The sequence below is a fragment of the Variovorax sp. DXTD-1 genome, assembly GCF_003984625.1.
In the GTDB taxonomy this organism is placed as follows: domain Bacteria; phylum Pseudomonadota; class Gammaproteobacteria; order Burkholderiales; family Burkholderiaceae_C; genus Variovorax.
This window is the reverse complement of record NZ_RWKH01000009.1, coordinates 57,671-82,187: the sequence shown is the minus strand read 5'-3', so window position 1 is coordinate 82,187 and position 24,517 is coordinate 57,671. Positions and strand designations below refer to the sequence as shown.

Sequence of the window (24,517 nt, the reverse complement as noted above, 5' to 3'; positions counted from 1 at the left end):
ATTCTATAAAGGCCCCCGGCGTCCGGACGTAGGAAGCTTCCCTTGTATTGCGCACCGGCTAACCGGGCGCGCAAGCGGGCAGGGGGCTCGCCGGCCCCCGGGGCGAAATCAATCCGCCTTGATGCCCGCCGCCTTGATTACCTGAGCCCACTTCTCGACTTCGGATTTCTGGAAGGCCGCGATCTTTGCCGTGCTCAGGTCCGCGGGCTCCATGCCGAAGCCCTTGAGCTTTTCCTGCATTTCGGGCGTTGCAAGAATCTTGCGGATCTCGGTGTGCAGCCGGTCGACGATGGGCGCCGGCGTGCCCGCGGGCACGAAGATCGCCTGCCACGACAGCACCTCGAAGTCCTGCAGCCCCGCAATGCCGGATTCCGCAACCGTCGGCACGTCGGGCATCGAGGCCAGGCGCTTGGCCGAGGTCACGGCAATGGCGCGCAGCTTGCCGCTCTGCACATGCGGGCCCGCCACCACGGAGGTGTCGAACATCATGTCGACCTGGCCGCCGATCACGTCCTGGATGGCCGGGCCGCTGCCCTTGTAAGGAATGTGCGTGAACTTCACGCCCGACTTGAACGCCAGCAGCTCGAGCGACAGGTGTTGCGACGTGCCCGTGCCGGCCGACGCCGATGAAAGCCCGCCCGACTTGGTCTTGCTGGCTTCCAGCACGTCCTTCAAGGTCTTGTAGGGGCTGGCCTGGTTCACCACCAGCACCAGCGGGTTGGTGCCGATGAGCGTAACGGGCGCAAACGACTTCTGCGGGTCGTAGCCGAGCTTCGGGTACAGGCTGATGTTGATGGCATGCGAGCTGATCGTGCCGCCCACCATCGTGAAGCCGTCGGGTGCGGCGCGCGCGCCGATTTCGGAGCCCACGCTGCCGCCGGCGCCGCCCTTGTTGTCGATGATCACGCTGGTGCCCAGCACCGTGCCGAGCTTCTGCCCGATCAGGCGGGCCAGCACGTCGGTGGTGCCGCCCGCGGGAAACGGCACGAGATAGGTGATGGCTTTGCCCGTGGGCCAGTTGCCGGGGCCCTGCGCGAAGGCGGGCAGGCCCACGGCAATCGAAGAGGCGAGAGCGGTGCGGATGAGTGTGCGGCGTTGCATGGCGAGGTCTCCTTTGATGATGTTGCGGGTCGTCGTCACGGCGTGTCGACGATTTCGATCCAGTTCGGGTTCTTGCCCACGCTGATGCGTGAAGGCTTGCCCAGGGCGCCGGTGGCCGAGTCGATGGCGTACAGCGCAACGCTGTGCGACTCCTGCCCGGCGGCAACCAGGTAGCGGCCGCTCGAATCGATGGCAAAGCCGCGCGGCGTTTTCTCGGTCGGTGTCTGGCCGAGCGGTTTCAGCTGACCGGTGGACGCGTCCACCCTGAAGGCTGAAATCGTGCTCGACGTGCGCTCCGATGCGTACAGAAAGCGCCCGTCGGGCGTCAGGTGCAGATCGGCCGCCCAGGGCTTGCCGGTGAATCCGGGCGGCAGCGTGGTGGTGCTCTGCTCCAGCTTGAGCGTGCCGCGCGCGGCGTCCCAGCCGTACACGTGCAGGCTCGCGTCGAGTTCGTTCAGCAGGTAGACGCGGCGTTGCGCCTTGTCCCAGACGAAGTGGCGCGGGCCCGACTTCGCGGCGGCCATGGTCAGCGGCGGATCGTTGGGCGAGAGCAGGCCCTTGTCCGCATCGAAGCGCCAGCTCGACACGTTGTCACCGCCCAGGCTGGTGGCAAGCACGAAGCGGTTGCTCGCGTCCGCGTGGATCGCGTGCGCATTCGGCCCGGTCTGCACCAGCTGCTGGATTGCGCCCGCGGCACCGTCCTTGCCGATGGCATTGACCGAGATCTTGCCGCCCTGGTAAGAGGCCGCGAAGAGCCACTTGCCGCTTGCATCGAGATCGATGTTGGCCATGCTGTCGGCCAGCGGCGCTTCGCCGATTTTCTGCAGCTTGCCGGTGGCCGGGTCGATGGACATGCTGACCACGCGGAACGGCTGCGAACGGAGCGCGGCATGCAGCACGCGCTTGTCGGGGCTCACCGCCATCGGCATCACGGTGCCGCCAACATTCAGCGCCTGCACCGGCTTGAGCACGCCGAGCGCGCGGTCCAGCTCGAGCACGGAGACTTCCTGGCTGTCGGCGTTGGAAACGTAAACCCAGGTGCCCGCCGAGGCGTGCCCCGCGGCAGCCAGCGACAGCAGCGCAACCGCGCCGCGAAGCGCGCGAATGATGGGCGTGCGGTTCATGGCTTGATGTTGAGTTTGGCGATCAGCGCCTTGAAGTAGGCGTTGTCCTTGGCCAGCGTTTCCTTGAACACCGCGCCATCGGTGTAGACATAGCCGAGGTTCTGCTTGTCCATCACTTCATGCATGAGCGGCTCGGCCGCCGTCTTGGCCGTGATCTCGCGCAGCTTTGCCATCACTTCGGGCGGCGTGTTCTTGGGCGCGCCCAGGCCGCGCCACGTGCCGATCGACAGGTCGATGCCGCGCTCCTTGGCGGTGGGCACCTTGTCGAAGCCCTTCACCCGCTTGTCGGCCATGACCATCAGCACCTTGAGCTTGCCGGACTGCACGTGCGTGGTGACCTCGGCCGGGCTCACCGCCACCGCCTCGATGTGTCCGCCCAAGAGGGCCAGCACCGCGGGCGCCGCGCCCTGGAACGGAATGTGGCCGAACTTGGTGCCGGTCTTGTCTTCGAGCGCGGCCGCGGCCAGGTGCCAGATCGAGCCGTTGCCCGAGTTTCCGACGCGCACGCTTTCGGGCGACTTCTTTGCCGCGGCCAGGAACTCCTCGATGGTGTTCCAGGGCGCATCGGCCTTGACGGTGATGGCGGCCGGGTCGGCATTGAGTTGCGCAATCGGCTGGAAGTCGTCGTAGTTGAACTTGGCCAGGCCCAGGTGCGGCAGCGTGAGCAGCTCTACCGTCAGCACCGCGAGCTTGTAGCCGTCGGGCCGGGCGTTGATCACCTCGGTCCAGCCGATGGCGCCACCGGCGCCCGGGCGGTTGACGATCACGATGCTCTGCGACGTGTGCTTGCGGCTCGCTTCGGAAAACGCGCGCGCCAGACCGTCGGTGCCGCCGCCCGGCTGGTAGGGCACCAGCAGCTCGATGGCGTGATTTGGAAAGTTGTTGCTGTTGCTCTGGGCCGTGGCCAATGCCGCGTAGCCGAACGAAAGGCCCGCTGTCGCCGAAAGGGCGGCCAGGCCGCGCAGGAATCTGTTTCTTCTCATTGGTTGTTGTCTCCGTTATTGATCTTGATTCGCAAGCCTCGGGAAAAAGGCTGAAATTCGTCTGGCCGTCAGGGCATGTACTGCCCGCCGTTCACCTCGATCACTTGGCCCGTCACGTAGCCCGAAAGCTGCTCGGAGGCCAAGTAGAGGAAAGCGCCCACGCATTCGTCCGGCGTGCCGATGCGCCCCATCGGAATGCCGGCACGGAACGACTCGAGCATCGCGGGCGTGGAAAAGCGGTCCTGGAACGGTGTCTGGATCACGCCTGGCGCCACCGCGTTGACACGGATCTTGTCGCCGACGAGTTCCCGTGCGAGCCCGTGCGTGGCCGTGCTCACGAAGCCCTTCGAGCCTGCATACAGGTAGGCGCCGGGCCCGCCGCCAGTGCGCGCCGCCACCGACGTCACGTTGATGATGTTGCCGCCGCCGTGGGTGCGCATGAGCGGCACCACCTCGCGCGCAAACGCGAGCACCGAGCGCGCGTTGATGTGCATCACTTCGTCGAACAGCGCATCGTCGAACTCCGCAATGGGCACGCGCTTCACCAGGCTGCCCGCGTTGTTCACCAGCACGTCGATGCGGCCGAACCGGGCGGCCGTCTGCTTCACGCATTCGCGGATGGCGGCTGTGTCGAGCACGTCACCCTGCAGCGCGAAGGCGTCGCCGCCGGCCTTGCGGATCGTCTCGACGACCTGGTTGGCGGCGTCGGCCGAGCTGTTGTAGTGCACCGCCACGCGCATGCCGCGCGCCGCGAATGCAACGGCCACAGCCGCGCCGATGCCGGTGCTGGCGCCGGTGATGAGGGCTGTCTTGCCCTTGAGGTCTTCCATGGTGTTTCCTTTCGAGGTCGTCGAATGAAGTCAGGTCACGGGTGCGGGGTTGAACAGCACCAGCGCGTTGTGCAGCTTCCACTGTTCGGCCCAGGTTTTCTTGCGGCCGCTGGCCACGTCGAGCATCAGGCGGAACATTTCCCAGCCCACGTCCTCGATGGTGGCGTCGCCGTCGGCAATGCGGCCTGCGTTCACGTCCATCAGGTCGTGCCAGCGGCGCGCAAGGTCGCTGCGCGTGGCGACCTTGATCACCGGCACTTCGGCCAGGCCGTACGGCGTGCCGCGGCCGGTGGTGAACACGTGCAGGTTCATGCCGGCCGCCAGCTGCAGCGTGCCGCAGATGAAGTCGCTGGCGGGTGTTGCGGCGTAGAGCAGGCCTTTCTGCCTTGCCTTCTCGCCCGGCGAGACCACGCCGGAGATCGGCGCGCTGCCGCTCTTCACGATCGAGCCCATGGCCTTTTCGACGATGTTCGAGAGCCCGCCCTTCTTGTTGCCGGGCGTGGTGTTGGCGCTGCGGTCGACGCGGCCGCGGTCCAGGTAGGCGTCGTACCAGGCCATTTCGCGGATCATGGCCTCGGCCACTTCGGGCGTGGTTGCGCGCGAGGTGAGCTGGTCGATGCCGTCGCGCACCTCGGTCACTTCCGAGAACATCACGGTGGCGCCGGCGCGCACCAGCAGGTCGGTGCAAAAGCCCACGGCCGGGTTGGCCGTGACGCCCGAAAACGCATCGCTGCCGCCGCACTGCACGCCCACCACCAGCTCGCTGGCCGGCACGGTCTCGCGCCTGCGGGCGTTCAGCCGCTCCAGGTGTTCCTCGGCCTGCCGCATGATCGAATCGATCATCGACATGAAGCCCACGTGGGCGTCGTCCTGCAGGCACACCACGTCGAGCTTGGCATTGGCCGTCTCACCGATGTCGGCCACATTGCGCTCGTCCACCAGCGCAATGCTGCCCGGCGGCAGCAGGCGCTCGGGCTGCAGCTTTTCGCAGCCCAGGCTGATGACCATCACCTCGCCGCCGAAATTCGGGTTGAGGCTGATGTTGCGCAGCGTACGGATTGGAATCACCGCATCGGGTGCGTCGATGGCCACGCCGCAGCCGTAGCTGTGCGAAAGGCCCACCACATCGTCGACGTTGGGGTACTTCGGCAGCAGCTCGGCCTTGATGCGCTGGACCGCAAAGTCGACCACGCCCGCCACGCACTGCACGGTCTGCGTAATGGCAAGGATGTTGCGCGTGCCCACCGATCCGTCCAGGTTGCGGTAGCCCTCGAAGGTGTAGCCCTCGAGCGGCGCTTGCGCAGGCGGCTTGACGGTGGCGATCGGCAGGCCCTCGAGCTCGCGCGCGGCGGGCATCCTGAGCAGCCGCTCGTGCACCCAGCTGCCGCGCGGAATGGCCTTGAGCGCGTAGCCGATTGGCACGTTGTAGCGGACGACTGCATCGCCTTCGGCCAAGTCGGTCAGCGAGACCTTGTGGCCCTGCGGCACGTTGTCGACCAGCACCAGGCCATCGGCGAACGTGGCGCCGGCCTTCAGCCCGCCGTCGTTGGCAACAATGGCGACGTTGTCCGCCGCGTGCATGTGGATGCGGTGGGGCGGGCGCGCCGCCGCGGAAGAGGGGAGGGGTGAGTCGGCCATCGGGAAACGAGCGTTGCGTTGCGGGTCTTTGCTGTTACTTCACCGCGTTGACGAGGTCGGGCAGCCACATCGAGAACGCCGGCACGTAGGTCACGAGCATCAGGCAGATCAAGAGAGCACCATAGAACGGCCAGATCGACCGCATCACCTGCCCGACCGATACCCCTCCGATCGCGCAGCCTATGAACTGCGTGGTGCCCACCGGCGGCGTGTTCAGACCGAGCGCGCAGTTGATCAGCATCACGATGCCGAACTGCACCGGGCTCATGCCGAACTGCATGGCAATGGGCAGGAAGATGGGCGTGCAGATCAGGATCGTGGCGGCCATGTCCAGGAAGGTGCCCAGCACGAACAGCAGCACGTTGATCATCAGGAAGATGACCCACGGATCGCTCGAGACGCTGGTCATGAGCTCGCCGGTCTTCTGCGGCACTTCGTACAGCGCCATGAAGTAGCCGAAGGCGGAAGAGATGCCGATCAGCAGCAGCACCACGCCGGTCGTCTTGCATGCCTTGGCGCAGGCCTTGAGAAAGTCCTTGCGGCTGAGCGAGCGGTAGACAAGCACCGTTACGCCCAACGCCCACAGCACGGCCGTTGCGGCCGATTCGGTGGCGGTGAACACGCCCGACAGAATGCCCACCAGGATGATCACCACGATCATCAAGCCGGGCAGCGCGCCGATGAACGCTGCCAGCACCTCGCCCCAGCCGGGGAAGGCGCCGCGGATCGGATAGCCGCGGCGGATTGCCACGTAGTAGGCGGCGGCCAGGTTGCACACCGTGAGCAGCAGCGCGGGAATCAGGCCCGCCAGAATCAGGCTCAGCACGCTGACCGATGCGATGCCGGTGGTCGCGAGCGTGAAGATGATCAGGTTGTGCGACGTGGGCATCAGCGCGCCCACCAGGGCCGCGTGCGTCGTCACGTTGACGGCGTAGTCGGCGTCGTAGCCTTCCTTCTTCATGAGCGGAATCATCACCGAGCCCATGGCCGAGACGTCGGCCACCGGCGAGCCGGCAACGCCGCCGAACAGCGTGCAGCCGATCACGTTGCTCATGCCCAGGCCGCCGCGCACGTGGCCCACCAGGCTGTTCGCAAAGCGCACGATGCGCTGCGCAATGCCGCCGTAGAGCATGAGTTCACCGGCAAACACGAAGAACGGAATCGCGAGGAAAGAGAAGATCTGCATGCCGCCGACCATCTTCTGGAACACGACGGCAACGGGCAGGCCCGCATACAGCACCGTGGCAACGGAGGCCAGGCCGATCGAGAACGCGACCGGTACGCCCAGCACCAGCAGCACCAGGAAAACGAGAGAGAGGACAGTCAGTTCCACGCGGGCACCACTTCTTCATCGCGCAGCAGGGCGACGATATGTTCAATCGAAAAAAGTACGATCAGGAGGCCCGCGATCACGAGCGCCAGATAGTCCAGGCCCACCGGAATGCCCATCATGGGCTTGATGTCGGTCCACTTGAGCGATGTCCAGATCCAGCCGCTCCACGCCATGATTCCGCCGAAGAGCGCAACCAGCGCATGAATCAGCACTTCGATCTTCAGGCGCAGCGATTCGGGCAGCAGCACCACCAGCGAGTCGAGCCCGATGTGGCCGGCATCCCGCACGCCCACGGCAACGCCGAGCGCGGTGACATACAGCACCAGCTGCAGCGCAAGGCCTTCGGCCCAGGTCGGCGTGTCGTTGAATACATAGCGGCCGACCACCTGGTACTGAACGCACACGATGATGGTGATGAGCATCGCCACGGCGAGCATCAGGCTGGCCTTGGAGAGAAACGCGCAAAAGCGGGAATAGGCGTGGTTGGACGGAGGGCGTCCGTTCGGATTCACCAGGTCTTCGAGCTCGACCGGCACGCCGGTCGCCATCGTGTCTACCGCGGGAACGGTCAGTGTCATGGGAAATTCCCTGAATATGGGTGGGGCCCTCCCCGCAGGACGGGAAGGGCCGGGGCGCGCTACTTGTTGTCTTGCACGGCCTTGACCAGGCGCTGCAGGTCAGGCGTCGAGATGAACTTGGTGTAGACCGGCGTCATGGCCGAGCGGAACGAGGCCTTGTCCACGTCGGCCACGATCTGGGCGCCGCCCTTGGTCACGACTTCGAGCGACTTGGCTTCCTGCTCGTCCCACTTCTTGCGCTGGAACGCGACCGATTCCTTGGCCGTGGCGCGGAACAGGTCCTGATCGGCCTTGGGCAGCTTGTCGTAGATGGCCTTGGACATCACGAGCATTTCAGGCGCCATGGAATGTTCGGTGCGCGAATAGAACTTCACTGCTTCGTAGTGCTTGAAACCGTCGTACGAAGGAATGTTGTTTTCGGCGGCGTCGATGAGGCCGGTCTTGAGCGCGGTGAACACCTCGCCAGCGGGCATTGGCGTGGCGTTGGCACCCATGGCGCTCACAAGCGCAACCCACAGGTCGGACTGCTGCACGCGGATCTTCAGCCCCTTGGCGTCGGCCAGCGTCTTCACCGGCTTCTTGGCGTAGATGGAGCGCGCGCCGCTGTCGTAGAAGGCCAGGCCGACCAGGCCTTCGTGCTCGCAGCCCTTCAAGATTTCTTCGCCGATGGGGCCGTCGAGCGACTTGCGCATATGGGCGATCGAGTCGAACAGGAAGGGCATCGTCGGCACCAGCGTCTTGGGGCAGATCGAATTCAGCGCGCTGATGTTCACGCGGTTCATTTCGAGCGCGCCGATCTTGACCTGGTCGAGCGTTTCCTTCTCGCTGCCCAGTGCGCTCTTGTTGAACACCTTGATCTTGTATTTGCCGTTGCTGCGCTTGTCGAGCAGTTCGCTCATGTGCTTGACGGCTGCGACCGTGGGGTAGTCGTCGCTGTTGTGCACGTCGGCCGAGCGGAACTCGACGGCGCCTGCAGCCATGGCGCACAGGCCGGCAGCCAGCGCAATCAGGTGACGGTTGTATTTCATTTGTCTTCCTCTTCGGGTTGGTGGTTAAAAAGCAATCAGAAACGGCATTCGGGTTCTGGAAGACCCTTGACGCCAGGACGCAGTGCAAAAACGCCGCCCGCCAGCGGTTGATCGGACAGGTCGCCGCCGGGGCGGATCGATGTCACGTAGAGGGTGTCGAGTTGCGGACCGCCAAAGGCGCACATGGCGGGCTTCTTGACCGGCACTTCGAGCGAACGGTCGAGCTTTCCCTCGGGCGTGAAGCGGTGCACCAGGCCTGCGTCGTTGCCGCAGATCCAGTAGCAGCCGTCGGCGTCGACCGCGGCGCCGTCGGGGCGGCCCGGCAGGGGCTTCATGTCGACGAACACGCGGCGGCCATGCGGAGTGCCGGTGTCGATGTCGTAGTCGAAGGCCCAGATGGTTTGAACCAGCGGATGCGAGTCAGAGAGGTACATCGTCTTGCCGTCCGGGCTGAAGGCGAGGCCGTTCGGAACGATCATGTGTTCGAACTGCGGGCGCAATGCGGCACCCGCGTTCACGTCGGCCTGGTAGCGGTAGACGCGGCCAACCTCGTGGGCCGCCGCCATGTCCATCTGCATGGTGCCGGCCCAGAAGCGACCCTGCCGGTCGCAGCGGCCGTCGTTGAAGCGCATGCCGTGTTCGGCATGGGCTGCGCCAGCAATGGGACTCGCGGCCAGCGTACCGTCGGCGCGCGTTGCGATCGCGAACAGGCCGCTCTCCATGCCGGCAATCCATTCGCCCGAATGTCCGGCGCGCGGCGCAATGCAGGCGAGCATCTCGTCGCCGGTCCAGACGCTGTGTTCGCCGGTTGCGGCGTGCCAGCGGTGCAGCTGCTTCGCCGGAATGTCGACCCAGTAAAGTGCCTGCTCGTCGGCGCGCCAGACCGGGCTTTCGCCGGTCGCGCACTTCGCATCGAGAACGAGTTCCGCTTGCATGCCGGTTCTCATTGATCGCCGAACGGGCCTTGCGCCGTGAAGGCACCGCCTTGATAGATGGCATTGGGGTCGGTCGGCGCCACGGGAGGCTGGGCCTCGACCTTGTCGCGGAACACTTCGGAGGTGTCCTGCGGCACGAAGCCCAGGTGCGCCGCCGCGCTGTTGTCCCACCACACATCGCGGTTGGCCGACATGCCGTAGACCACCGTGTGCTTCACGTCGGGCGTGAAGAGCGATTTTTCGATCAGCGCAGTGAGGTCGCGGTAGCTGAGCCAGGTGCTCATCATCCGGCGGTTGAGCGGCTCGGGGAAAGACGAGCCGATGCGGATGCTCACGGTCTCGATGCCGTAGCGGTCGAAGTAGAACTGCGCCACATCTTCGCCGAACGATTTGGAAAGGCCGTAGTAGCCGTCGGGCCGGCGCGCAACGCCGGCGTCGAGCCGTTCGTCCTGCTTGTAGAAGCCGATCACGTGGTTCGAACTCGCGAACACCACGCGCTTCACCCCGTGGCGGCGGGCGGCTTCATAGATATGGAACACGCCCTTGATGTTGGCCTCGAGAATCTCCTCGAACGGACGCTCGACCGAAACGCCGCCAAGGTGCACGATCGCGTCGCAGCCCTCGACCAGCGCATGCACCGCTGCTTTGTCCGAAAGGTCGCAAGGCACCGTTTCTTCATGCGCGCCTTCGGAACGCGCGAGCGCTGCAATGTCGGAAAGGCGCAGGATCTCGGCATAGGGGCGCAGGCGTTCGCGCAACACCTTACCCAGGCCGCCGGCCGCACCGGTGAGCAGAATCCGGTGGAGCTTGTTGTTTGAAACTTGTGAGGACGTCGACATGTTTATTGGCGCGTGAATGGGTGGGTTCCTGTAGGCCGTGAATCCAGGCGGCCTAATCGGGCGGCAAACTTCATCCGGATATCGAGTCAGTCCAAATAACCGGCCGATGGATAGAGCGGCACTTACGAAGGATTGGAGTGATAAGTTATCTGTTGTCGTACAACTAATAGGGGATTATTATCTTGACCATGGTCCAAACGGCTACGGGTAATCCCTCAATTTCGGATGCGGCGACGGAAGTCGCCGGCGGCGGCTCCTTTGTGGGGCGCGCGCGCCCGCGCGGCTTGGCCCACGGGCTGGTCGAAGACCTGGGCGAAAAAATTCGCAACCAGTCGCTGCGCCCGGGTGACAAACTGCCCACCGAATCGGCCATCATGAAGTCGTTTGGCGTGAGCCGCACCGTGGTGCGCGAAGCGCTGTCGAAGCTGCAGGCCGCCGGCCTGGTGGAAACGCATCACGGCGTCGGCACCTTCGTGCTGCAGCCGCGCGCGGCAGGCATGTTCCGGCTCGATTCGACCGACATTGCCAACTCGGTCGACGTGCTGGCGGTGCTCGAGCTTCGCATCAGCCTCGAGACCGAATCCGCAGGGCTGGCCGCCTCGCGCCGCACGGAGGAGCACCTGCTGGCCATGCGCCAGGCGCTCGACGATTTCGAACGCAACGTGGCGGTGGCAGGGGACACGGTGGCGCCGGACTTCCGCTTTCACCTGCAGATCGCCCAGGCCACGGGCAACCCGTATTTCGCGGACATCATGAGCCACCTTGGCACCACGATCATTCCGCGCACGCGCATCACCGCGATCCGCAACTACGACCGGCGCGGCGAATACCTGAGCCGCGTGAACCGCGAGCATGAAGAGATCTACGCAGCCATTGCGCGCCGCGATCCTGAATCGGCCCGCGCGGCCATGCGCATCCACCTGACCAACAGCCGCGAGCGGTTGCGCGTGGCGCAGGAAGCGGCCCAGCAGACGGCCGCCACCACGCCGCCCGCGGCTTCCTGAGCGAAATTTCCAGCAATACGCTGGACAATCGTTGTTTGTAGTTGTACGATGACTGACAACACAAACCAGCTGGAGACTTGAATGAGTTTGAAAAGACGCGATCTGATGCTCGGCGCCCTCGGCGGCGGTGTACTTGCAGCCAGCGGCGCTGCGCATGCAGCCGACAACTGGCCATCGAAGCCGATTCGTATTGTGGTGCCTTACCCGCCGGGCGGTTCGTCCGACATCATTGCCCGCTCCATCAGCCAGCCACTGTCGGAAGCGCTCGGCCAGCCGGTCATCGTCGAGAACAAGCCGGGTGCCAACGGCAACCTCGGCGCCGACTACGTCGCCAAGTCCAAGCCCGATGGCTACACGCTGCTGCTGTGCGACGTGGGCGCGCTCGCCATCAGCCCCTCCGTCTATACGAAGCTGCCGTTCGATCCTTCGAAGGACCTGCGCGGCGTGACCATGCTGGCTTATTCGCCGCACTTGCTCGTGGTGCACCCGTCGGTGCAGGCCAACAGCCTGAAAGAGCTGATTGCGCTGTCGAAAAAGTCGGACATCAATTTTGCCGTGACCGCCACGGGCAGCGCGCCGCACCTTGCCGGCGTGGCGCTCGAGCGTGCCAGCGGCGCGCGCTGGCAGTACGTGCCCTACAAGGGCGGCGTGCAGGCAGTGCAAGACACCGTGGCCGGCCAGACGCAGATCCTGATGAACGGCATGCTCGCCACCTTGCCGCACGTGCAGAGCGGCAAGCTCAAGGTGCTCGGTGTTTCCAAGTCGACGCGCATGCCGCTCATCGGCGAAGTGCCCACCATCGCGGAGCAGGGCGTGACCGGCTTCGAGTCCGGCACGTGGCAGGGCGTGCGGGTTGCCAAGGGCACTCCGGACGCCGTCGTGCAGCGCCTCAACAAGGAGCTGATCACCGTCATCCGCTCGGCCGACATCCGCTCGCGCCTTGCGGGGCAGGGCGCCGAGGTCGTGACCATGGCGCCGGCCGAAGAAGAGCAGTTCTTCGGCAAGGAGCGCGTGCGCTGGGCCAAGGTCGTCGCCGACGCCGGCATCAAGCTGGATTAAGGCTCTCCCCCAGTCTGCGCGCACTTCGTGTCGCTTCGCCAACCCCCTTCCGGGGGCACTACCAGCGGCCCGGCAAAGCCGGTTCCGCGGTAGTCCCCGAAAAGAACAGATTCTTTTTTTATTACCCTTACTGGTGTCTCGATGAACCCTCAAGAACTCAAAACCATCATGGGCTCCGGCCTGCTCTCGTTCCCGTTGACCGACTTCGACGCGAACGGGGACTTCAACAAGAGCCGCTACGAGAAGCGTCTCGAGTGGCTTGCTCCCTACGGCGCAAGCGCGCTGTTCGCGGCCGGCGGCACGGGTGAGTTCTTCTCGCTGACGGGCGACGAGTACCCCGGCATCATCAAGACCGCGGTCGACACCTGCCGCGGCGTGGTGCCGATCATCGCGGGCGCCGGCGGCCCCACGCGCTTTGCCATCCAGTGCGCGCAAGAAGCCGAGAAGGCCGGCGCCCACGGCATCCTGCTGCTGCCGCACTACCTGACCGAAGCCGGCCAGGAAGGCCTGGCCGCGCACGTCGAGGCCGTGTGCAAGAGCGTGAAGTTCGGCGTGATCGTCTACAATCGCGCCACCAGCCGCCTCAAGCCCGACACGCTGGCCGGCCTGGCCGAGCGCAACCCGAACCTCGTCGGCTTCAAGGACGGCATCGGCGACATCGAAGCCATGGTTGCCATCTACCAGAAGATGGGCGACCGCTTTGCCTACCTGGGCGGCCTGCCCACGGCCGAGGTGTATGCAGCGGCCTACAAGGCCATGGGCACGCCGGTGTATTCGTCGGCTGTCTTCAACTTCATTCCGAAGACCGCGGTGCAGTTCTACGAAGCCGTGCGCGATGACGACATGGCCACCCAGCATCGCCTGCTGAAGAACTTCTTCATGCCGTACCTGGAGCTGCGCAACCGCACGCCCGGCTACGCAGTGAGCATCGTCAAGGCCGGCGCCAAGATCGTCGGCCACGACGCAGGCCCGGTGCGCGCACCGCTCACCGATCTGAAGCCCGCCGAGATGGAGCAACTGAAGGCGCTCATCGACGCGCTCGGCCCGCAGTAAGCAGAACGAACAGCCGAATCAATCAACAACAACAACGGAGACAACGACACATGTTCATCAAGAAGCTTTTTCTGGCCGCCGCATCGGCCATGCTGTTCACGGGCTGCGCGATGATGCCCGCGGGCGGCGGTGCATCGGCGGAGCCGGCGGTGGCGGCGGCCGCCGAGCGGCTGCGCGTGGCAATGATCGATCCGACCCCGGCCGCCCTTGGCGCGCTGGTGGCCGACGACCTGAGCTACGGCCATTCGGGCGGCAGGGTCGACACCAAGGACAGCTTCATCGGCGACCTGGTCGCCGGCAAGTCGGACTTCGTCAGCATCACCATCACCGAGCAGACCATCAAGGTGGTGGGCGGCGATACGGCCATCGTGCGCCACACGCTTGCGGCCGATACACTGGATTCGGGCAAGCCCGGCAAGGTGGCGCTGAAGATCCTCGGCATCTGGAAGAAGCAGGGCAACGACTGGAAGTTGCTGGCCCGGCAAGCCGTGCGCATCTAGCATTCGCTCTCCACCAGGTTTCGCGCAAATGACAAATCCAGCTTCCATCTCTTCCGTTTCCGGCGCGCCTGTGGTCACCGGCATGCGCGTGGTGCCCGTCGCGGGCCACGACAGCATGCTGATGAACCTGAGCGGTGCGCACGGCCCGTTTTTCACGCGCAACCTGCTGATCCTGACCGACAGCGCCGGCCACACCGGCGTTGGCGAAGTGCCCGGCGGCGAGAAGATCCGCCAGACGCTCGAAGATGCGCGCGGCCTCATCGTGGGCCAGCCCATCGGCAAGTACAACGCCGTGCTCAACAGCATGCGCAGCGCCTTCGCCAACCGCGACAGCGGCGGGCGCGGCCAGCAGACCTTCGACCTGCGCGTGACCATTCATGCGGTCACCGCCGTCGAAGCGGCGCTGCTCGACCTGCTGGGCCAACACCTCGAGGTGCCGGTGGCCGCACTGCTCGGCGAAGGCCAGCAGCGTGACGCGGTGCAGATGCTCGGCTACCTGTTCTACGTGGGCGACCGCAAGAAGACCGACCTGCCGTACGAGAGCGGCCCCGGCGCCGACAACGACTGGTTTCGCCTGCGCCACGAAGAAGCGATGACGCCCGAAGCCATCGTGCGGCTGGCCGAGGCCACGCATGCGCGCTACGGCTTCACCGACTTCAAGCTCAAGGGCGGCGTGCTGCGCGGCGAAGAAGAAGTCGAGGCCATTCGCGCGCTGCACGAGCGCTTTCCGCAAGCACGCGTCACGCTCGACCCGAACGGCGGCTGGCTGCTGCAAGACGCCATTCGCCTCTGCCGCGATCTGCACGGCGTCATGGCCTATGCCGAAGACCCGTGCGGTGCCGAAGGCGTGTTCTCCGGCCGCGAAGTCATGGCCGAGTTCCGCCGTGCCACCGGCCTGCCGACCGCCACCAACATGGTGGCCACCGACTGGCGCGAGATGGTGCACAGCCTCTCGCTGCAGTCGGTGGACATTCCGTTGGCCGACCCGCACTTCTGGACGCTGCAGGGCTCCGTGCGCGTGGCCCAGCTGTGCCAGGCCTGGGGCCTGACCTGGGGCTCGCATTCGAACAACCACTTCGATGTGTCGCTTGCCATGTTCACGCACGTGGCGGCGGCGGCGCCGGGCAAGGTCACGGCCATCGACACGCACTGGATCTGGCAGGACGGCCAGCACCTGACCAAGGCGCCGCTGCAGATCGAGGGCGGCTTCGTGAAGGTGCCGACCCGCGGCGGGCTGGGCATCGAGCTCGACATGGACGAGGTCGAGAAGGCGCACCAGCTCTACCTGAAGCACGGGCTGGGTGCGCGCAACGATGCGCAGGCCATGCAATACCTCATCCCCGGGTGGACTTTCGACAATAAGAAACCATGTCTGGTCCGCTGAAGGTTTAGTCTCCCGTTTCCATTTCCGCAGCCGGACACCCAGTGCCCGGCTTCTTTCTTTTCATCGAGCAGCAAGGAAAACACATGCAAAACTTCGACAACCTGATCGGCGGCGAATGGCGCGCGGGCAGCAGCTACAGCCCCAACCTGAACCCCAGCAACCTGGCCGACGTGCTGGGCCAGTACACCCAGGGCGACGCATCGCACGTGGAGGCCGCCGTGGCCGCAGCCACCGCCGCCTTCCCCGCCTGGGCGACCAGCGGCATTCAGGCACGCTCCGATGCGCTGGACAAGATCGGCACCGAAATCCTTGCGCGCAAGGAAGAGCTCGGCACCCTGCTCGCCCGTGAAGAAGGCAAGACCAAGGCCGAAGGCATCGGCGAGGCCACCCGCGCCGGCCAGATCTTCAAGTTCTTCGCCGGCGAATGCCTGCGCCTGTCGGGCGAGGTGCTGCCCTCTGTACGCCCCAACATCGGGGTTGAAATCACCCGCGAGCCCGTCGGCGTCGTCGGCCTTATCACGCCCTGGAACTTTCCCATTGCCATTCCGGCCTGGAAGATCGCGCCCGCGCTGGCCTTCGGCAACTGCGTGGTGTTGAAGCCCGCCGACCTGGTGCCCGGCAGCGCCTGGGCCCTGTCCGAAATCATCCACCGCTCGGGCATTCCAGCGGGCGTGTTCAATCTGGTGATGGGCCGCGGCAGCGTCATCGGCAACGCGCTGGTCAACCACCCCGGCATCCATGCCATCAGCTTCACCGGCTCGGTGGGCGTGGGCCGCAACATCGCCATCCAATGCGTGACCAACCACAAGAAGGTGCAGTTGGAGATGGGCGGCAAGAACCCGCAAGTCATCCTGGACGACGCCGACCTGGCCCAGGCCGTGGAACTGAGCGTGCAAAGCGCCTTCTATTCCACCGGCCAGCGTTGCACGGCTTCCAGCCGCCTGATCGTCACCGAAGGCATCTACCCCAAGTTCATCGAAGCGATGAAGGCCCGCATGGCCAAGATCAAGGTCGGCGACGCGCTGGCCCAGGGCACCGACATCGGCCCCGTCTCGTCCAAGTCGCAGCTCGACCAGGACATGGAATACATCGCCATCGGCAAGGGCGAAGGCGCCACGCTGGCGGCCGGCGGCGAGCTCCTGAAGCTGGAGACCGACGGCTACTACATGTCGCCGGCCCTCTTCAGCGAAACGGCTGCCGCCATGCGCATCAACAAGGAAGAAATCTTCGGCCCGGTGGCGAGCGTGATTCGCGTGAAGAACTACGAAGAAGCGCTGGCCACGGCCAACGACACGGAGTTTGGCTTGTCGGCCGGCATTGCGACCACGAGCCTGAAGTACGCCACGCATTTCAAGCGCCACAGCCAGGCCGGCATGGTGATGGTGAACCTGCCGACCGCGGGCGTGGACTATCACGTGCCGTTCGGCGGCCGCAAGGGTTCGAGCTACGGCCCGCGCGAGCAGGGCAAGTACGCGCAGGAGTTCTTCACCACGGTGAAGACGGCCTACACGCTGGCTTGATGTTCCCCCGGCCACCCGCCTTCAAAGTGGGTGGCCGCTGCGCGCCATCGAGCGCCGCAGGCCCAGTGCAAGCAGCACACCCATCGCGCCTGCCAGTGCGACGATGATGGCCGCCGCCGGCCAGCCCATCGAATCCACCGCACCCCCCACGACCACGGGGCCGATCATCTGGCCGAGATTGCTGCCCAGCATGAGCAGGCCCATCGACATCGGTACCAGCCGCGCACTCGGCGACACGATGGGGGAGGTGCCGATCAGCGTTGCAGGAAGCAGGCCCCCCGCGCCCGAAAAGGCCAGGCACAGCAAGAACGCCGGCAACGCGCCGAGCACCGGCAGGAAGATGCCGATGGCCGAGAGCCCCATCAATGCGCTGGCCACCGCTGCCAGCAGCCAGCGCGCCACGCCGCGTTTCAGCAGCACGCCGGCTGCAAGATTGCCCGCCACGTTGACGCAGCAGGCCACCGCGCTCAGCGATCCGGCGGCCGCCATGCCCACGCCCATGCGCTCGATCAGCAGCACCGGCAGAAAGCTGAAGAGCGCAAAGAACTGCAGGCTGTAGATCACGAACGAGGCCGCTATCAGTGCCGGCGCGCCAGCTCTGGCGGTGGCGGCCGCATCGCGAGCCATGCTGTGCCACGACACCGGCGCGGCACTGGTGGTGGTGCCCCCCGAAACGCCGAGCAGCAGTAACACCGCGAGCAAGGCCGCCAACGCGGCATTGCCCAGCCAGAAGCCCCGCCAGCCATCGAGCAGCGAACCGCTGAACAGCGCAATTGCAATGCCGGTCGGCATGAAGCAGCTCCAGATGGCAAAGGCCAGGTCCTTGCCGCCGGGCGAGACCATGCGCTGCAGCACCGACGGGCCGGCAATGGTGATCAGCACGAAGCCCAAGCCCTCGACAACGCGGCCGGCCAGCAGCATGGCCACGTCGTTTGCCAACGCGCCCGCCGTGCTGCCGGCGGCAATGGCCAGCAGCCCGGCGAGCACCAGGTGCCTGTCGCCGGCGCGCGCGACCCATGCGCCGACTGGCACGGCCCCGGCCACGCCCAGCAGCGAAAACATCGCCATCAGCCAGCCGACCATCGAGAGGTCGAGACCGAAATCGGCGCGCAGTTGCGGCACTGCAATGGCGACCTTGCCGACCTGGAGAGAGGCCACCACACCGGCGGCCACCACCAGCGCCACGCCGCGCCAGTGTGTTGAAGACGAGAGGGGGAGGGCGGCGGGCGGTGCGCCGGCCATTTCGAATTGCTTCTGCATGCCGCCACTTTGCAGCGAATGCGTGATCAATAAAAGCGAATAATATTGGCCAAGTCAATCGATTGAAAAGATCATGCTGGACATCCTCACGCTCAGCCAGATGCAGATGTTCGTCGCCGTGGCGGACGCGGGGAGTTTTCGCGCCGGCGCCGCGCGGCTGCACCGCGTGCAGTCGGCCGTGAGCCATGCCATTGCCAATCTCGAAGAGCAGCTCCAGGTGCGGCTCTTCGACCGGTCGGGCCACAAGCCGGTGCTCACGCCCACGGGCAAGGCGCTGCTTGGCGACGTGAGGGTCATCCTGTCGAAGGTCGAGGCGCTGCGCTCGCGTGCGCAGGGGCTCGAGCAAGGCATCGAGCTCGGGCTCGCGATAGCGGTCGACACGCTTTATCCGCCCGATCTCCTGGCCAGCGCGCTGCGCGGCATGCATGCGGTCTACCCGAGCATTGCCATTCGCGTGGAATACAGCTCGATGGGCGGCACCATCGATGCATTGAGCGCGGGCCGGTGCGATCTGGCCATTGCGGCCTTCGGCCATGCCGACGAAAAGATCAGCCGCGAATTTTTGATGGTGCTGCATACGCTGGCCGTAGCGGCGCCTTCCCACGCACTGGCCGTCCACGCGCGGCAACGCGGCGCCAAGGGCCTGGACACCGCCGCGGCGGAGCACGTGCAAATCGTGGTGGAAGACCCGAGCACGCTCAGCCAGGGCTACGACATCGACGTGCTCTCGCCTTCGACCTGGCGCGTGACCGACATGTACGCCAAGCTTGCGCTGCTGCGCGCGGGCCTGGGGTGGGGAAAGATGCCCTCGTGGCTCGTGGCGGGCGACCTGGCCGCCGGAACGCTGGTGCAATTGCCGGTGAGCCGCATCGGCCCTGAAGGCGCAACCAGCCAGCAGTGCCACTTTTGCCACCGTGCCGACAAGACACCGGGCGCAGGCGCCGCGCTGCTGCGCGAGTGCCTCATGGCGGAAGCGAAAGCGGCGGCGCCCGGCGGCGGCGCCGCATCAGCATTTCCACGAGCTCGAAAATCCCCTCGCTCAGCAGCGCCAGCGCCGCGGCCGGCAGCGCCCCGGCCAAGAGCAGCTCGCGGTCGTTGAGCGCGAGACCGGTCACGATGCGCTCGCCGAAGCCGCCCGCGCCGATGAAAGCCGCAATGGTGGCCGTGCCGATGGCAATGGCCGTGGCTGTTCGAATGCCCGCCAGCAGCGTGGGCAACGCAAGCGGCAGCAGCACCAGCAGCAGGCTCTGCGGCGGCGTCATGCCAAGGGCCGTGCCCGCCATGCGCAGGCCGTTCGGCACTTCGGCAAGGCCGGTCACCGTGTTGCGCATGATCGGCAGCAGCGAATAGAGCGTGAGCGCAATCAACGCCGGCAATGCACCGATGGCGCCGAGCAGTGAAATGAGCACCGCGAGCAATGCGAGCGACGGCACGGTCTGCAAGATGCTTGCAATACCAAGCACCGCCGCCCGCAGCCGCACATGCGAGAACACCAGGATCGCGAGCGGCACGCCAATCAGGATCGCGACGCCCACCGAAACGAACACCAGCACCAGGTGCTGCCGCGTAAGTTGCCAAAGGTCGGGCCCGAAGAGCTTGGCGGTGAAGCCGCACCGGAGGTCCTGGGGCTGGGCCGTGCCACCCTTGCCCGTGCTGGCGAGAAAGTCGCGCGCAATCGCATCGAAGGGCACGCTTTGCAGCTCGGCGCGCGCGTTCATCGCAATCATCGCGTGCTCGTCGATGCGGCCTTCGAGCGTCTGCAGCGCGGCCCAGGCTTTCGGTAGCCGCGCGGGCAGGTCGAGCCGGTACAGCAGCACGGCGTCGTAGCGTGGAAAGTACTTCTTGTCGTCTTCGAGCACGCGCAGGCCGAGGTGCTCGATCTTGGCGTCGGTGGTGTAGATGTCGATCGCATCAATCTGCTTCGCGGCCACGGCTTCGTAGGCCAGGCCGTGGTCGAGGCCGGTCGGCGTCTGCGTGAAGCCGTAGCGCGCGGCAAGGCCCTTCCAGCCGTCGGCGCGGCCGATGAACTCGTTCGACAGGCCGAGCTTGAGCTCGGGGTGGCGCGCCAGGTCGCTCAGCGTGCGCAGGCCGAGCCGTTCGGCATCGGCCGCGCGCACCGCGAGCGCATAGCCGTCGTTGAAGCCCAGCGGAACGGCCACGCCCAGGCCCAGCGGTGCCAGCGCGGCATTCATGGCTTCGCGCGTGTCGGCCGGCGAGCCCTTCAGGATTTCCAAAGCAATGGTGCCGGTGTATTCGGCGTACACATCGATGGCACCCGAACGCAGCGCCTCGTAAACGATGGCGGTGTTGCCCAGGCCCTGGCGCACCACCGGCGGCGATGCGGTGTGCGGCGCGGCCGTCTGCGCCAGCAGCTCGGCCAGGATGTACGACTCCGTGAAGCGTTTGGAACCGACGCGCAGCGTGCCGTCGGCCGGCTGCGCCGATGCGGTGGCGCCAATCCAGGCGAGGGTGAACAACAGCCAGGCGGCGCGCAGGATGCGGTGGGGCAGGTGCATCGGAGGGCAGTGTATAGAGATCGACGGCGGCCGGTTGCACCCGCCAATCTCCTACAAACCTTGGTGCGGGCTACCGATGCTTCGCAGAAGCCGACTCATCCATAGTCCTTGCCATGAACAAGAAAACCGATCTCCCGCCCGGCCCTGACGTTCACGGCCTGCGCGAACTCCCGGGGCTGCGGGTGGAGGGCTACAGCCTGCAGCTGCGCGACAAGGACGGCTTTGTGGGCGACCAGGCCAGCCAGACCGCGTTCCGGGAACTGCTCGAGCGCTGGCGCAAGCGCCGCCGCAAGACCGGCACCGACCCGCTCGGCAAGCAGCACTCGCGCGACCTCAGCAAGAAGCAGCTCGACCGCGTGCTGCAAAAGACCTCGGCCGCCGGCGACCTGATGCACGGTGCCATCGAGGAATTCGCCGAGGAGCTGTCCTTCGTGATCCAGCGGTTCACCCGGCAGCCTTCATGGAAGAAGGTCGAGCGCATCGTGGTGGGCGGCGGCTTCATCGAAAGCGACGTGGGCGAGCGCGCCATTCTGCAAACCGCAGCCATCCTCGAAGACATGGGCGTGCACGTTCAGCTCGGCCGGCTGTCGCACGATGTGGACGACGGCGGGCTGATCGGCTGGGTGCACCTGACCCCGCGCGCCATGCTGAAGAAGCACGACGCCATCCTGGCGGTGGACATCGGCGGCACCAACGTGCGCTGCGGTATCGTGAAGACGCGCCAGAGCAAGGCCTCGGACCTGTCGCAGGCCAAGGTGGTGCGCAGGGAGAAGTGGCGACATGCGGACGACGGGCCGAACCGCACCGACATGGTCGAGCGCATTGCGCTCATGCTCGAAGACATGGTTCGCTATTGCGAGCGCAAGGACATCCGCCTGGCGCCCTTCATCGGCATTGCGTGCCCGGGCCTGATCCGCAAGGACGGATCGATCGAGCGCGGAACGCAGAACCTGCCAGGCGACTGGCAGAGCCGCGCGTTCCACCTGCCCAGCGCGCTGTGGCGGCGCATGCCGATGATCGGCTCCGGCCCCACGCTCATCCTGATGCACAACGACGCGGTGGTGCAAGGGCTGAGCGAGCTGCCGTTCATGCGCGACGTTTCCCACTGGGGCGTGCTGACCATCGGCACGGGCCTTGGCAACGCGAGCTTCACCAATACCTTCTAGTCCGGCGGTGCGCTGGCTGCCGGCGGAACATTGCCGCCAAGAGCTTTGTAGACGGCCACCAGCCCCACGGCCAGCCGGCTCGTGCTTTGCGCCTGGTCGCGCCGTGCCTGCAGCAGCGTGCGGCGGGCGTCGAGCTCGACACCGAAATCCGTGAGCCCGTTGGCGTAGCGCGCCTGGGCCAGCGTGAGCGCGTCGCGGCTGTGGCGCTCGCGCTCGGCCAGTTCGGCGTGGCGCTGGCGTTCGGCGGCATAGGCGCTCAGCGCGGAATCGATCTCGTGCCACGCCTTGAGCACGGTCTGCTGAAAGGCCACCGCCGCCTCCTGCTGCTGCAGCTCGCGCAGCGTGACTGTGCTTCGGCGCCGGCCGTTGTCGAAGATGGGGAGGCTGATCGAAGGCCCGATATGCCATTGCCGGCTGCCCCATTCGCCGAAACGTTCGCTGCCCACCGATTCGAAGCCGAAGCCTGCTTCCAGTGTCACGCGCGGATAGAGATCCGCCACGGCTACGCCGATGCGCGCGGTGGCGGCATGCAGCTGCGCTTCCGCCGCGGCGATGTCGGGCCGGCGGCGCGCCAGGTCGGACGGCAGGCCGAGGGCAAGCTCGGGCAGCGGCGGTGCCTCGGGCATGTCGCTTGCGCGGCCGGACTCCGGCGCCGCAAGCTCGGCGTTCAGCGTGCCGGGCATGGCACCGGTCAGCAGCGTGATCTGGTTCATCGCCTGCGCCTCCTGCTGCAGCAGCGCCGGAATGCGCGCCTTCAGTTCGGCCAGCTGCGTGCGCTGGCGCGTCGGGTCCAGATCGGTGACCAGGCCGCCATTCGCACGCGCCTGCACCAGTTCGAGCGATTCGGCGGCGGCTTCGATGTCGGCGCGCGCCAGGCGCAACTCGCGCTGTGCACCGCGCAGTTCGAAGTAGTTGCGCGCCACCTCGGCCTCCACGCTCAGCTGCACCTGGCGCAGCAGCGCGGCCGATGCGCCCGTATCCGCATCGGCGGCTTCGATGCTGCGGCGCACGCGGCCCCACAGGTCGATTTCCCACGATGCGTCGAAGCCCGCCTGGTAGAGGTTGTAGGGCTCACTGAGCGTGCGAATCAACTGGTCGCGGTTGGACACCGACGAACCCAGTGCGTCGATCATCCGCGTGGCGGCGCCGGTCTCGCTTTGCCGCTGCCGGTTGACGCCGCCGCTGGCATTGAGTTGCGGACCCTGCTGCGCGGCCGCCGCCGTGCGTTGGACGCGGCTTTGCGCGAAGCGCAGGGCGGCGGTCTGCAGGTCGTGGTTGGCCGCGAGCGCAAGCGCCTGCAGGCGGTCGAGCAGCGGATCGTTGAAGGCTTTCCAGTCGCCGGACGCGGCGGCCATGGGCGCCGCATTCCGCTCGGCGCCGAGGAGCGCCGGCGAGCCGCCATGCCATGCGGACCAATCGGCCGGCGCCTGCGCCTGTGCGGGCCGATGGTCGGGCCCCACGGCACACCCCGCAAGAAGAAGCGCGAGCGCGGAACATGAGAGGGAGAAGAGGAGGGTTCGTGGTGCGGACATGCAAGGCTCCCGGGTTCAGGCCAGGCGATGGCGAAACAGCCAGGCTGCCAGCGGCAGCGTGACAAGGGCGATGATCGAAAGCGGAATCAGGTTGTGCCACACCGTGGCCAGGCCCACGCCCTCCAGGTACACGCGCTGTACCAGGTCGATTGCAAAGCGCAACGGGTTGGCCATGGTGATCACCTGCAGCACGTGAGGCATGTTGCGCACCGGCGTGGTCAGGCCTGACAGCAGCATCATCGGCATCAGCAGAACGAAGGTGTAGAGCATGGCCTGCTGCATGTTGGCCGACACCGCCGAGATCGACAGGCCGATGCCCACGCTGGCCACGGTGAAGAAGATCAGCCCGGTATAGAGCGTGGCCAGCGAGCCCGCCATCGGAATGCCGAACCAGAAGAGCGCCACCAGCAGAATGAGCGTCGACTGCGCAAGGCCGACCAGCACCGGCGGCAGCGCCTTGCCGATCATGATTTCGAGCGGCGACATCGGGGTGACCAGCAATTGGTCGAAGGTGCCTTGCTCACGCTCGCGTGCCACCGAAAGCGCGGTGAGCAGCAGCGTCTGCAGCATGCTGAGCGCGGCGATCAGGCCGGGCAGCAGGTTCCACCGCGTCTCGAGGTTCGGGTTGAACCATGCGCGCGATTCGATGGTGAGCGGGGCCATTGGCGCGCCGGCGCGCGTGCGCAGCTCGGCGTTGTAGCGCTCGACCACAGAGCCCACATAGCCGGCCGCCGAACCCGCGGTGTTCGAGTTGCGCGCGTCCAATATCAGCTGGATGGCCGCGAGCTGGCCGGCGCTCAGCTGCTGCTCGAAGTTGGGTGCGATCTGGATCACCATCAGCGCCTTCTCGGTGTCGATCACCTCGCGGATATCGGCCTGGGTGCGCAGCGTGGCCACGCGGTGAAAGACGCCGGTGCTGTCCAGATGCGCAATCAGCTCCGTCGACGCACCCGTGCGGCTCTGGTCGAGCAGCGCATAGGGCACGTTCGACAGGTCGTACGTGGCCCCGTAACCGAAGATGAGGCTTTGCATGATGGCCGGAACGAACAGGATCACGCGGCTTGCCGGGTCCTTGAGGATGGCGAGCAGCTCCTTGCGGCAGAGGTTGGCGATGCGCAGCAGAAAATCGGTCAT

Annotated in this window: 21 protein-coding genes and 1 pseudogene; 8 read left to right on the top strand and 14 right to left on the bottom strand. The window is 66.1% G+C overall.

Features of this window, described 5'->3' with window-relative positions; genetic code table 11:
• Positions 1 to 108: 108 nt before the first annotated feature.
• The 10 genes from EJI00_RS10560 to EJI00_RS10515 form a co-directional block, all read right to left on the bottom strand.
• Positions 109 to 1,101 carry a Bug family tripartite tricarboxylate transporter substrate binding protein gene (locus EJI00_RS10560; protein WP_126747419.1) on the bottom strand — a complete coding sequence of 331 codons (993 nt, stop codon included), beginning with the start codon at positions 1,099 to 1,101 and terminating at the stop codon, positions 109 to 111.
• A 35-nt stretch (positions 1,102 to 1,136) separates the two neighbouring features.
• Positions 1,137 to 2,225 (bottom strand): lactonase family protein, encoded by a 1,089-nt coding sequence (locus EJI00_RS10555; protein ID WP_126747418.1) that lies wholly within the window; start codon positions 2,223 to 2,225, stop codon positions 1,137 to 1,139.
• Positions 2,222 to 3,208 carry a Bug family tripartite tricarboxylate transporter substrate binding protein gene (locus tag EJI00_RS10550; protein WP_126747417.1) on the bottom strand — a complete coding sequence of 329 codons (987 nt, stop codon included), beginning with the start codon at positions 3,206 to 3,208 and terminating at the stop codon, positions 2,222 to 2,224. The genes EJI00_RS10555 and EJI00_RS10550 overlap by 4 nt, the downstream gene beginning before the upstream one ends.
• A 68-nt stretch (positions 3,209 to 3,276) precedes the next feature.
• On the bottom strand, positions 3,277 to 4,038 hold the full coding sequence (locus tag EJI00_RS10545; protein WP_126747416.1) for an SDR family NAD(P)-dependent oxidoreductase: 762 nt from the start codon (positions 4,036 to 4,038) through the stop codon (positions 3,277 to 3,279).
• Between the two features lie 30 nt (positions 4,039 to 4,068).
• Complete coding sequence (gene garD, locus EJI00_RS10540; RefSeq protein WP_126747415.1) at positions 4,069 to 5,676, bottom strand: galactarate dehydratase; 1,608 nt, start codon at positions 5,674 to 5,676, stop codon at positions 4,069 to 4,071.
• A gap of 34 nt (positions 5,677 to 5,710) precedes the next feature.
• Complete coding sequence (locus EJI00_RS10535) at positions 5,711 to 7,009, bottom strand: TRAP transporter large permease (protein ID WP_126747414.1); 1,299 nt, start codon at positions 7,007 to 7,009, stop codon at positions 5,711 to 5,713.
• Positions 7,000 to 7,446 carry a TRAP transporter small permease gene (locus EJI00_RS10530; protein ID WP_260590673.1) on the bottom strand — a complete coding sequence of 149 codons (447 nt, stop codon included), beginning with the start codon at positions 7,444 to 7,446 and terminating at the stop codon, positions 7,000 to 7,002. The genes EJI00_RS10535 and EJI00_RS10530 overlap by 10 nt, the downstream gene beginning before the upstream one ends.
• Before the next feature lie 200 nt (positions 7,447 to 7,646).
• A complete protein-coding gene (locus EJI00_RS10525) occupies positions 7,647 to 8,615 on the bottom strand; it encodes a TRAP transporter substrate-binding protein (RefSeq protein ID WP_126747413.1) in 969 nt (322 codons plus the stop codon).
• Positions 8,616 to 8,650: 35 nt separating this feature from the next.
• Entirely contained in the window at positions 8,651 to 9,550 is a 900-nt protein-coding gene (locus tag EJI00_RS10520; RefSeq protein ID WP_126747412.1) for an SMP-30/gluconolactonase/LRE family protein, read from the bottom strand.
• A gap of 8 nt (positions 9,551 to 9,558) precedes the next feature.
• On the bottom strand, positions 9,559 to 10,389 hold the full coding sequence (locus EJI00_RS10515) for an NAD-dependent epimerase/dehydratase family protein (RefSeq protein ID WP_126747411.1): 831 nt from the start codon (positions 10,387 to 10,389) through the stop codon (positions 9,559 to 9,561).
• Between the two features lie 188 nt (positions 10,390 to 10,577).
• Between EJI00_RS10515 and EJI00_RS10510 the strand changes: the two genes are divergently transcribed.
• The 6 genes from EJI00_RS10510 (at position 10,578) to EJI00_RS10485 (ending at position 16,909) form a co-directional block, all read left to right on the top strand.
• Positions 10,578 to 11,393, top strand: coding sequence for a FadR/GntR family transcriptional regulator (locus EJI00_RS10510; RefSeq protein WP_126747524.1), 816 nt, complete (start codon positions 10,578 to 10,580; stop codon positions 11,391 to 11,393).
• Between the two features lie 81 nt (positions 11,394 to 11,474).
• Positions 11,475 to 12,452 (top strand): Bug family tripartite tricarboxylate transporter substrate binding protein, encoded by a 978-nt coding sequence (locus EJI00_RS10505; protein ID WP_126747410.1) that lies wholly within the window; start codon positions 11,475 to 11,477, stop codon positions 12,450 to 12,452.
• 141 nt (positions 12,453 to 12,593) lie between these two features.
• Positions 12,594 to 13,505 carry a 5-dehydro-4-deoxyglucarate dehydratase gene (gene kdgD / locus EJI00_RS10500; protein WP_126747409.1) on the top strand — a complete coding sequence of 304 codons (912 nt, stop codon included), beginning with the start codon at positions 12,594 to 12,596 and terminating at the stop codon, positions 13,503 to 13,505.
• 50 nt (positions 13,506 to 13,555) lie between these two features.
• A complete protein-coding gene (locus tag EJI00_RS10495) occupies positions 13,556 to 14,005 on the top strand; it encodes a nuclear transport factor 2 family protein (RefSeq protein WP_126747408.1) in 450 nt (149 codons plus the stop codon).
• Between the two features lie 28 nt (positions 14,006 to 14,033).
• Entirely contained in the window at positions 14,034 to 15,389 is a 1,356-nt protein-coding gene (gene gudD / locus EJI00_RS10490) for a glucarate dehydratase (RefSeq protein ID WP_126747407.1), read from the top strand.
• 83 nt (positions 15,390 to 15,472) lie between these two features.
• Positions 15,473 to 16,909 (top strand): aldehyde dehydrogenase family protein, encoded by a 1,437-nt coding sequence (locus EJI00_RS10485; protein WP_126747406.1) that lies wholly within the window; start codon positions 15,473 to 15,475, stop codon positions 16,907 to 16,909.
• A 21-nt stretch (positions 16,910 to 16,930) separates the two neighbouring features.
• Here EJI00_RS10485 and EJI00_RS10480 read toward each other — a convergent pair whose 3' ends face one another.
• The gene (locus tag EJI00_RS10480; protein WP_126747405.1) at positions 16,931 to 18,169 is read right to left on the bottom strand and encodes a CynX/NimT family MFS transporter; all 1,239 of its coding nucleotides are present in this window, start codon (positions 18,167 to 18,169) and stop codon (positions 16,931 to 16,933) included.
• Positions 18,170 to 18,242: 73 nt separating this feature from the next.
• On the opposite strand from EJI00_RS10480, the pseudogene EJI00_RS10475 reads away from it, so the two are divergent.
• Positions 18,243 to 19,082, top strand: a pseudogene (locus EJI00_RS10475) (LysR family transcriptional regulator); the annotation flags it as partial.
• 49 nt (positions 19,083 to 19,131) lie between these two features.
• Here the strand turns inward: EJI00_RS10475 and EJI00_RS10470 are convergent.
• Positions 19,132 to 20,685: a glycine betaine ABC transporter substrate-binding protein gene (locus EJI00_RS10470; RefSeq protein WP_185868111.1), complete on the bottom strand. Its 1,554-nt coding sequence runs from the start codon at positions 20,683 to 20,685 to the stop codon at positions 19,132 to 19,134.
• Between the two features lie 113 nt (positions 20,686 to 20,798).
• Here EJI00_RS10470 and EJI00_RS10465 point away from each other — a divergent pair, with 113 nt between their 5' ends.
• Complete coding sequence (locus EJI00_RS10465; protein WP_126747404.1) at positions 20,799 to 21,851, top strand: ROK family protein; 1,053 nt, start codon at positions 20,799 to 20,801, stop codon at positions 21,849 to 21,851.
• Here EJI00_RS10465 and EJI00_RS10460 read toward each other — a convergent pair.
• Both EJI00_RS10460 and EJI00_RS10455 read right to left on the bottom strand, forming a co-directional pair.
• The gene (locus EJI00_RS10460) at positions 21,848 to 23,383 is read right to left on the bottom strand and encodes an efflux transporter outer membrane subunit (protein WP_126747403.1); all 1,536 of its coding nucleotides are present in this window, start codon (positions 23,381 to 23,383) and stop codon (positions 21,848 to 21,850) included. The genes EJI00_RS10465 and EJI00_RS10460 overlap by 4 nt on opposite strands.
• Before the next feature lie 15 nt (positions 23,384 to 23,398).
• Positions 23,399 to 24,517, bottom strand: coding sequence for an ABC transporter permease (locus tag EJI00_RS10455; RefSeq protein ID WP_126747402.1), 1,119 nt, complete (start codon positions 24,515 to 24,517; stop codon positions 23,399 to 23,401).

Bases quoted from the DNA above. Each gene is read 5' to 3' on its own strand.
- EJI00_RS10560 (WP_126747419.1), bottom strand. From the start codon at position 1,101: ATGCAACGCCGCACACTCATCCGCACCGCTCTCGCCTCTTCGATTGCC.
- EJI00_RS10555 (WP_126747418.1), bottom strand. From the start codon at position 2,225: ATGAACCGCACGCCCATCATTCGCGCGCTTCGCGGCGCGGTTGCGCTG.
- EJI00_RS10550 (WP_126747417.1), bottom strand. From the start codon at position 3,208: ATGAGAAGAAACAGATTCCTGCGCGGCCTGGCCGCCCTTTCGGCGACA.
- EJI00_RS10545 (WP_126747416.1), bottom strand. From the start codon at position 4,038: ATGGAAGACCTCAAGGGCAAGACAGCCCTCATCACCGGCGCCAGCACC.
- garD (WP_126747415.1), bottom strand. From the start codon at position 5,676: ATGGCCGACTCACCCCTCCCCTCTTCCGCGGCGGCGCGCCCGCCCCAC.
- EJI00_RS10530 (WP_260590673.1), bottom strand. From the start codon at position 7,446: ATGCTCGCCGTGGCGATGCTCATCACCATCATCGTGTGCGTTCAGTAC.
- EJI00_RS10525 (WP_126747413.1), bottom strand. From the start codon at position 8,615: ATGAAATACAACCGTCACCTGATTGCGCTGGCTGCCGGCCTGTGCGCC.
- EJI00_RS10520 (WP_126747412.1), bottom strand. From the start codon at position 9,550: ATGCAAGCGGAACTCGTTCTCGATGCGAAGTGCGCGACCGGCGAAAGC.
- EJI00_RS10515 (WP_126747411.1), bottom strand. From the start codon at position 10,389: ATGTCGACGTCCTCACAAGTTTCAAACAACAAGCTCCACCGGATTCTG.
- EJI00_RS10510 (WP_126747524.1), top strand. From the start codon at position 10,578: ATGGTCCAAACGGCTACGGGTAATCCCTCAATTTCGGATGCGGCGACG.
- EJI00_RS10505 (WP_126747410.1), top strand. From the start codon at position 11,475: ATGAGTTTGAAAAGACGCGATCTGATGCTCGGCGCCCTCGGCGGCGGT.
- kdgD (WP_126747409.1), top strand. From the start codon at position 12,594: ATGAACCCTCAAGAACTCAAAACCATCATGGGCTCCGGCCTGCTCTCG.
- EJI00_RS10495 (WP_126747408.1), top strand. From the start codon at position 13,556: ATGTTCATCAAGAAGCTTTTTCTGGCCGCCGCATCGGCCATGCTGTTC.
- gudD (WP_126747407.1), top strand. From the start codon at position 14,034: ATGACAAATCCAGCTTCCATCTCTTCCGTTTCCGGCGCGCCTGTGGTC.
- EJI00_RS10485 (WP_126747406.1), top strand. From the start codon at position 15,473: ATGCAAAACTTCGACAACCTGATCGGCGGCGAATGGCGCGCGGGCAGC.
- EJI00_RS10480 (WP_126747405.1), bottom strand. From the start codon at position 18,169: ATGCAGAAGCAATTCGAAATGGCCGGCGCACCGCCCGCCGCCCTCCCC.
- EJI00_RS10470 (WP_185868111.1), bottom strand. From the start codon at position 20,685: ATGCACCTGCCCCACCGCATCCTGCGCGCCGCCTGGCTGTTGTTCACC.
- EJI00_RS10465 (WP_126747404.1), top strand. From the start codon at position 20,799: ATGAACAAGAAAACCGATCTCCCGCCCGGCCCTGACGTTCACGGCCTG.
- EJI00_RS10460 (WP_126747403.1), bottom strand. From the start codon at position 23,383: ATGTCCGCACCACGAACCCTCCTCTTCTCCCTCTCATGTTCCGCGCTC.
- EJI00_RS10455 (WP_126747402.1), bottom strand. From the start codon at position 24,517: ATGACCGATTTTCTGCTGCGCATCGCCAACCTCTGCCGCAAGGAGCTG.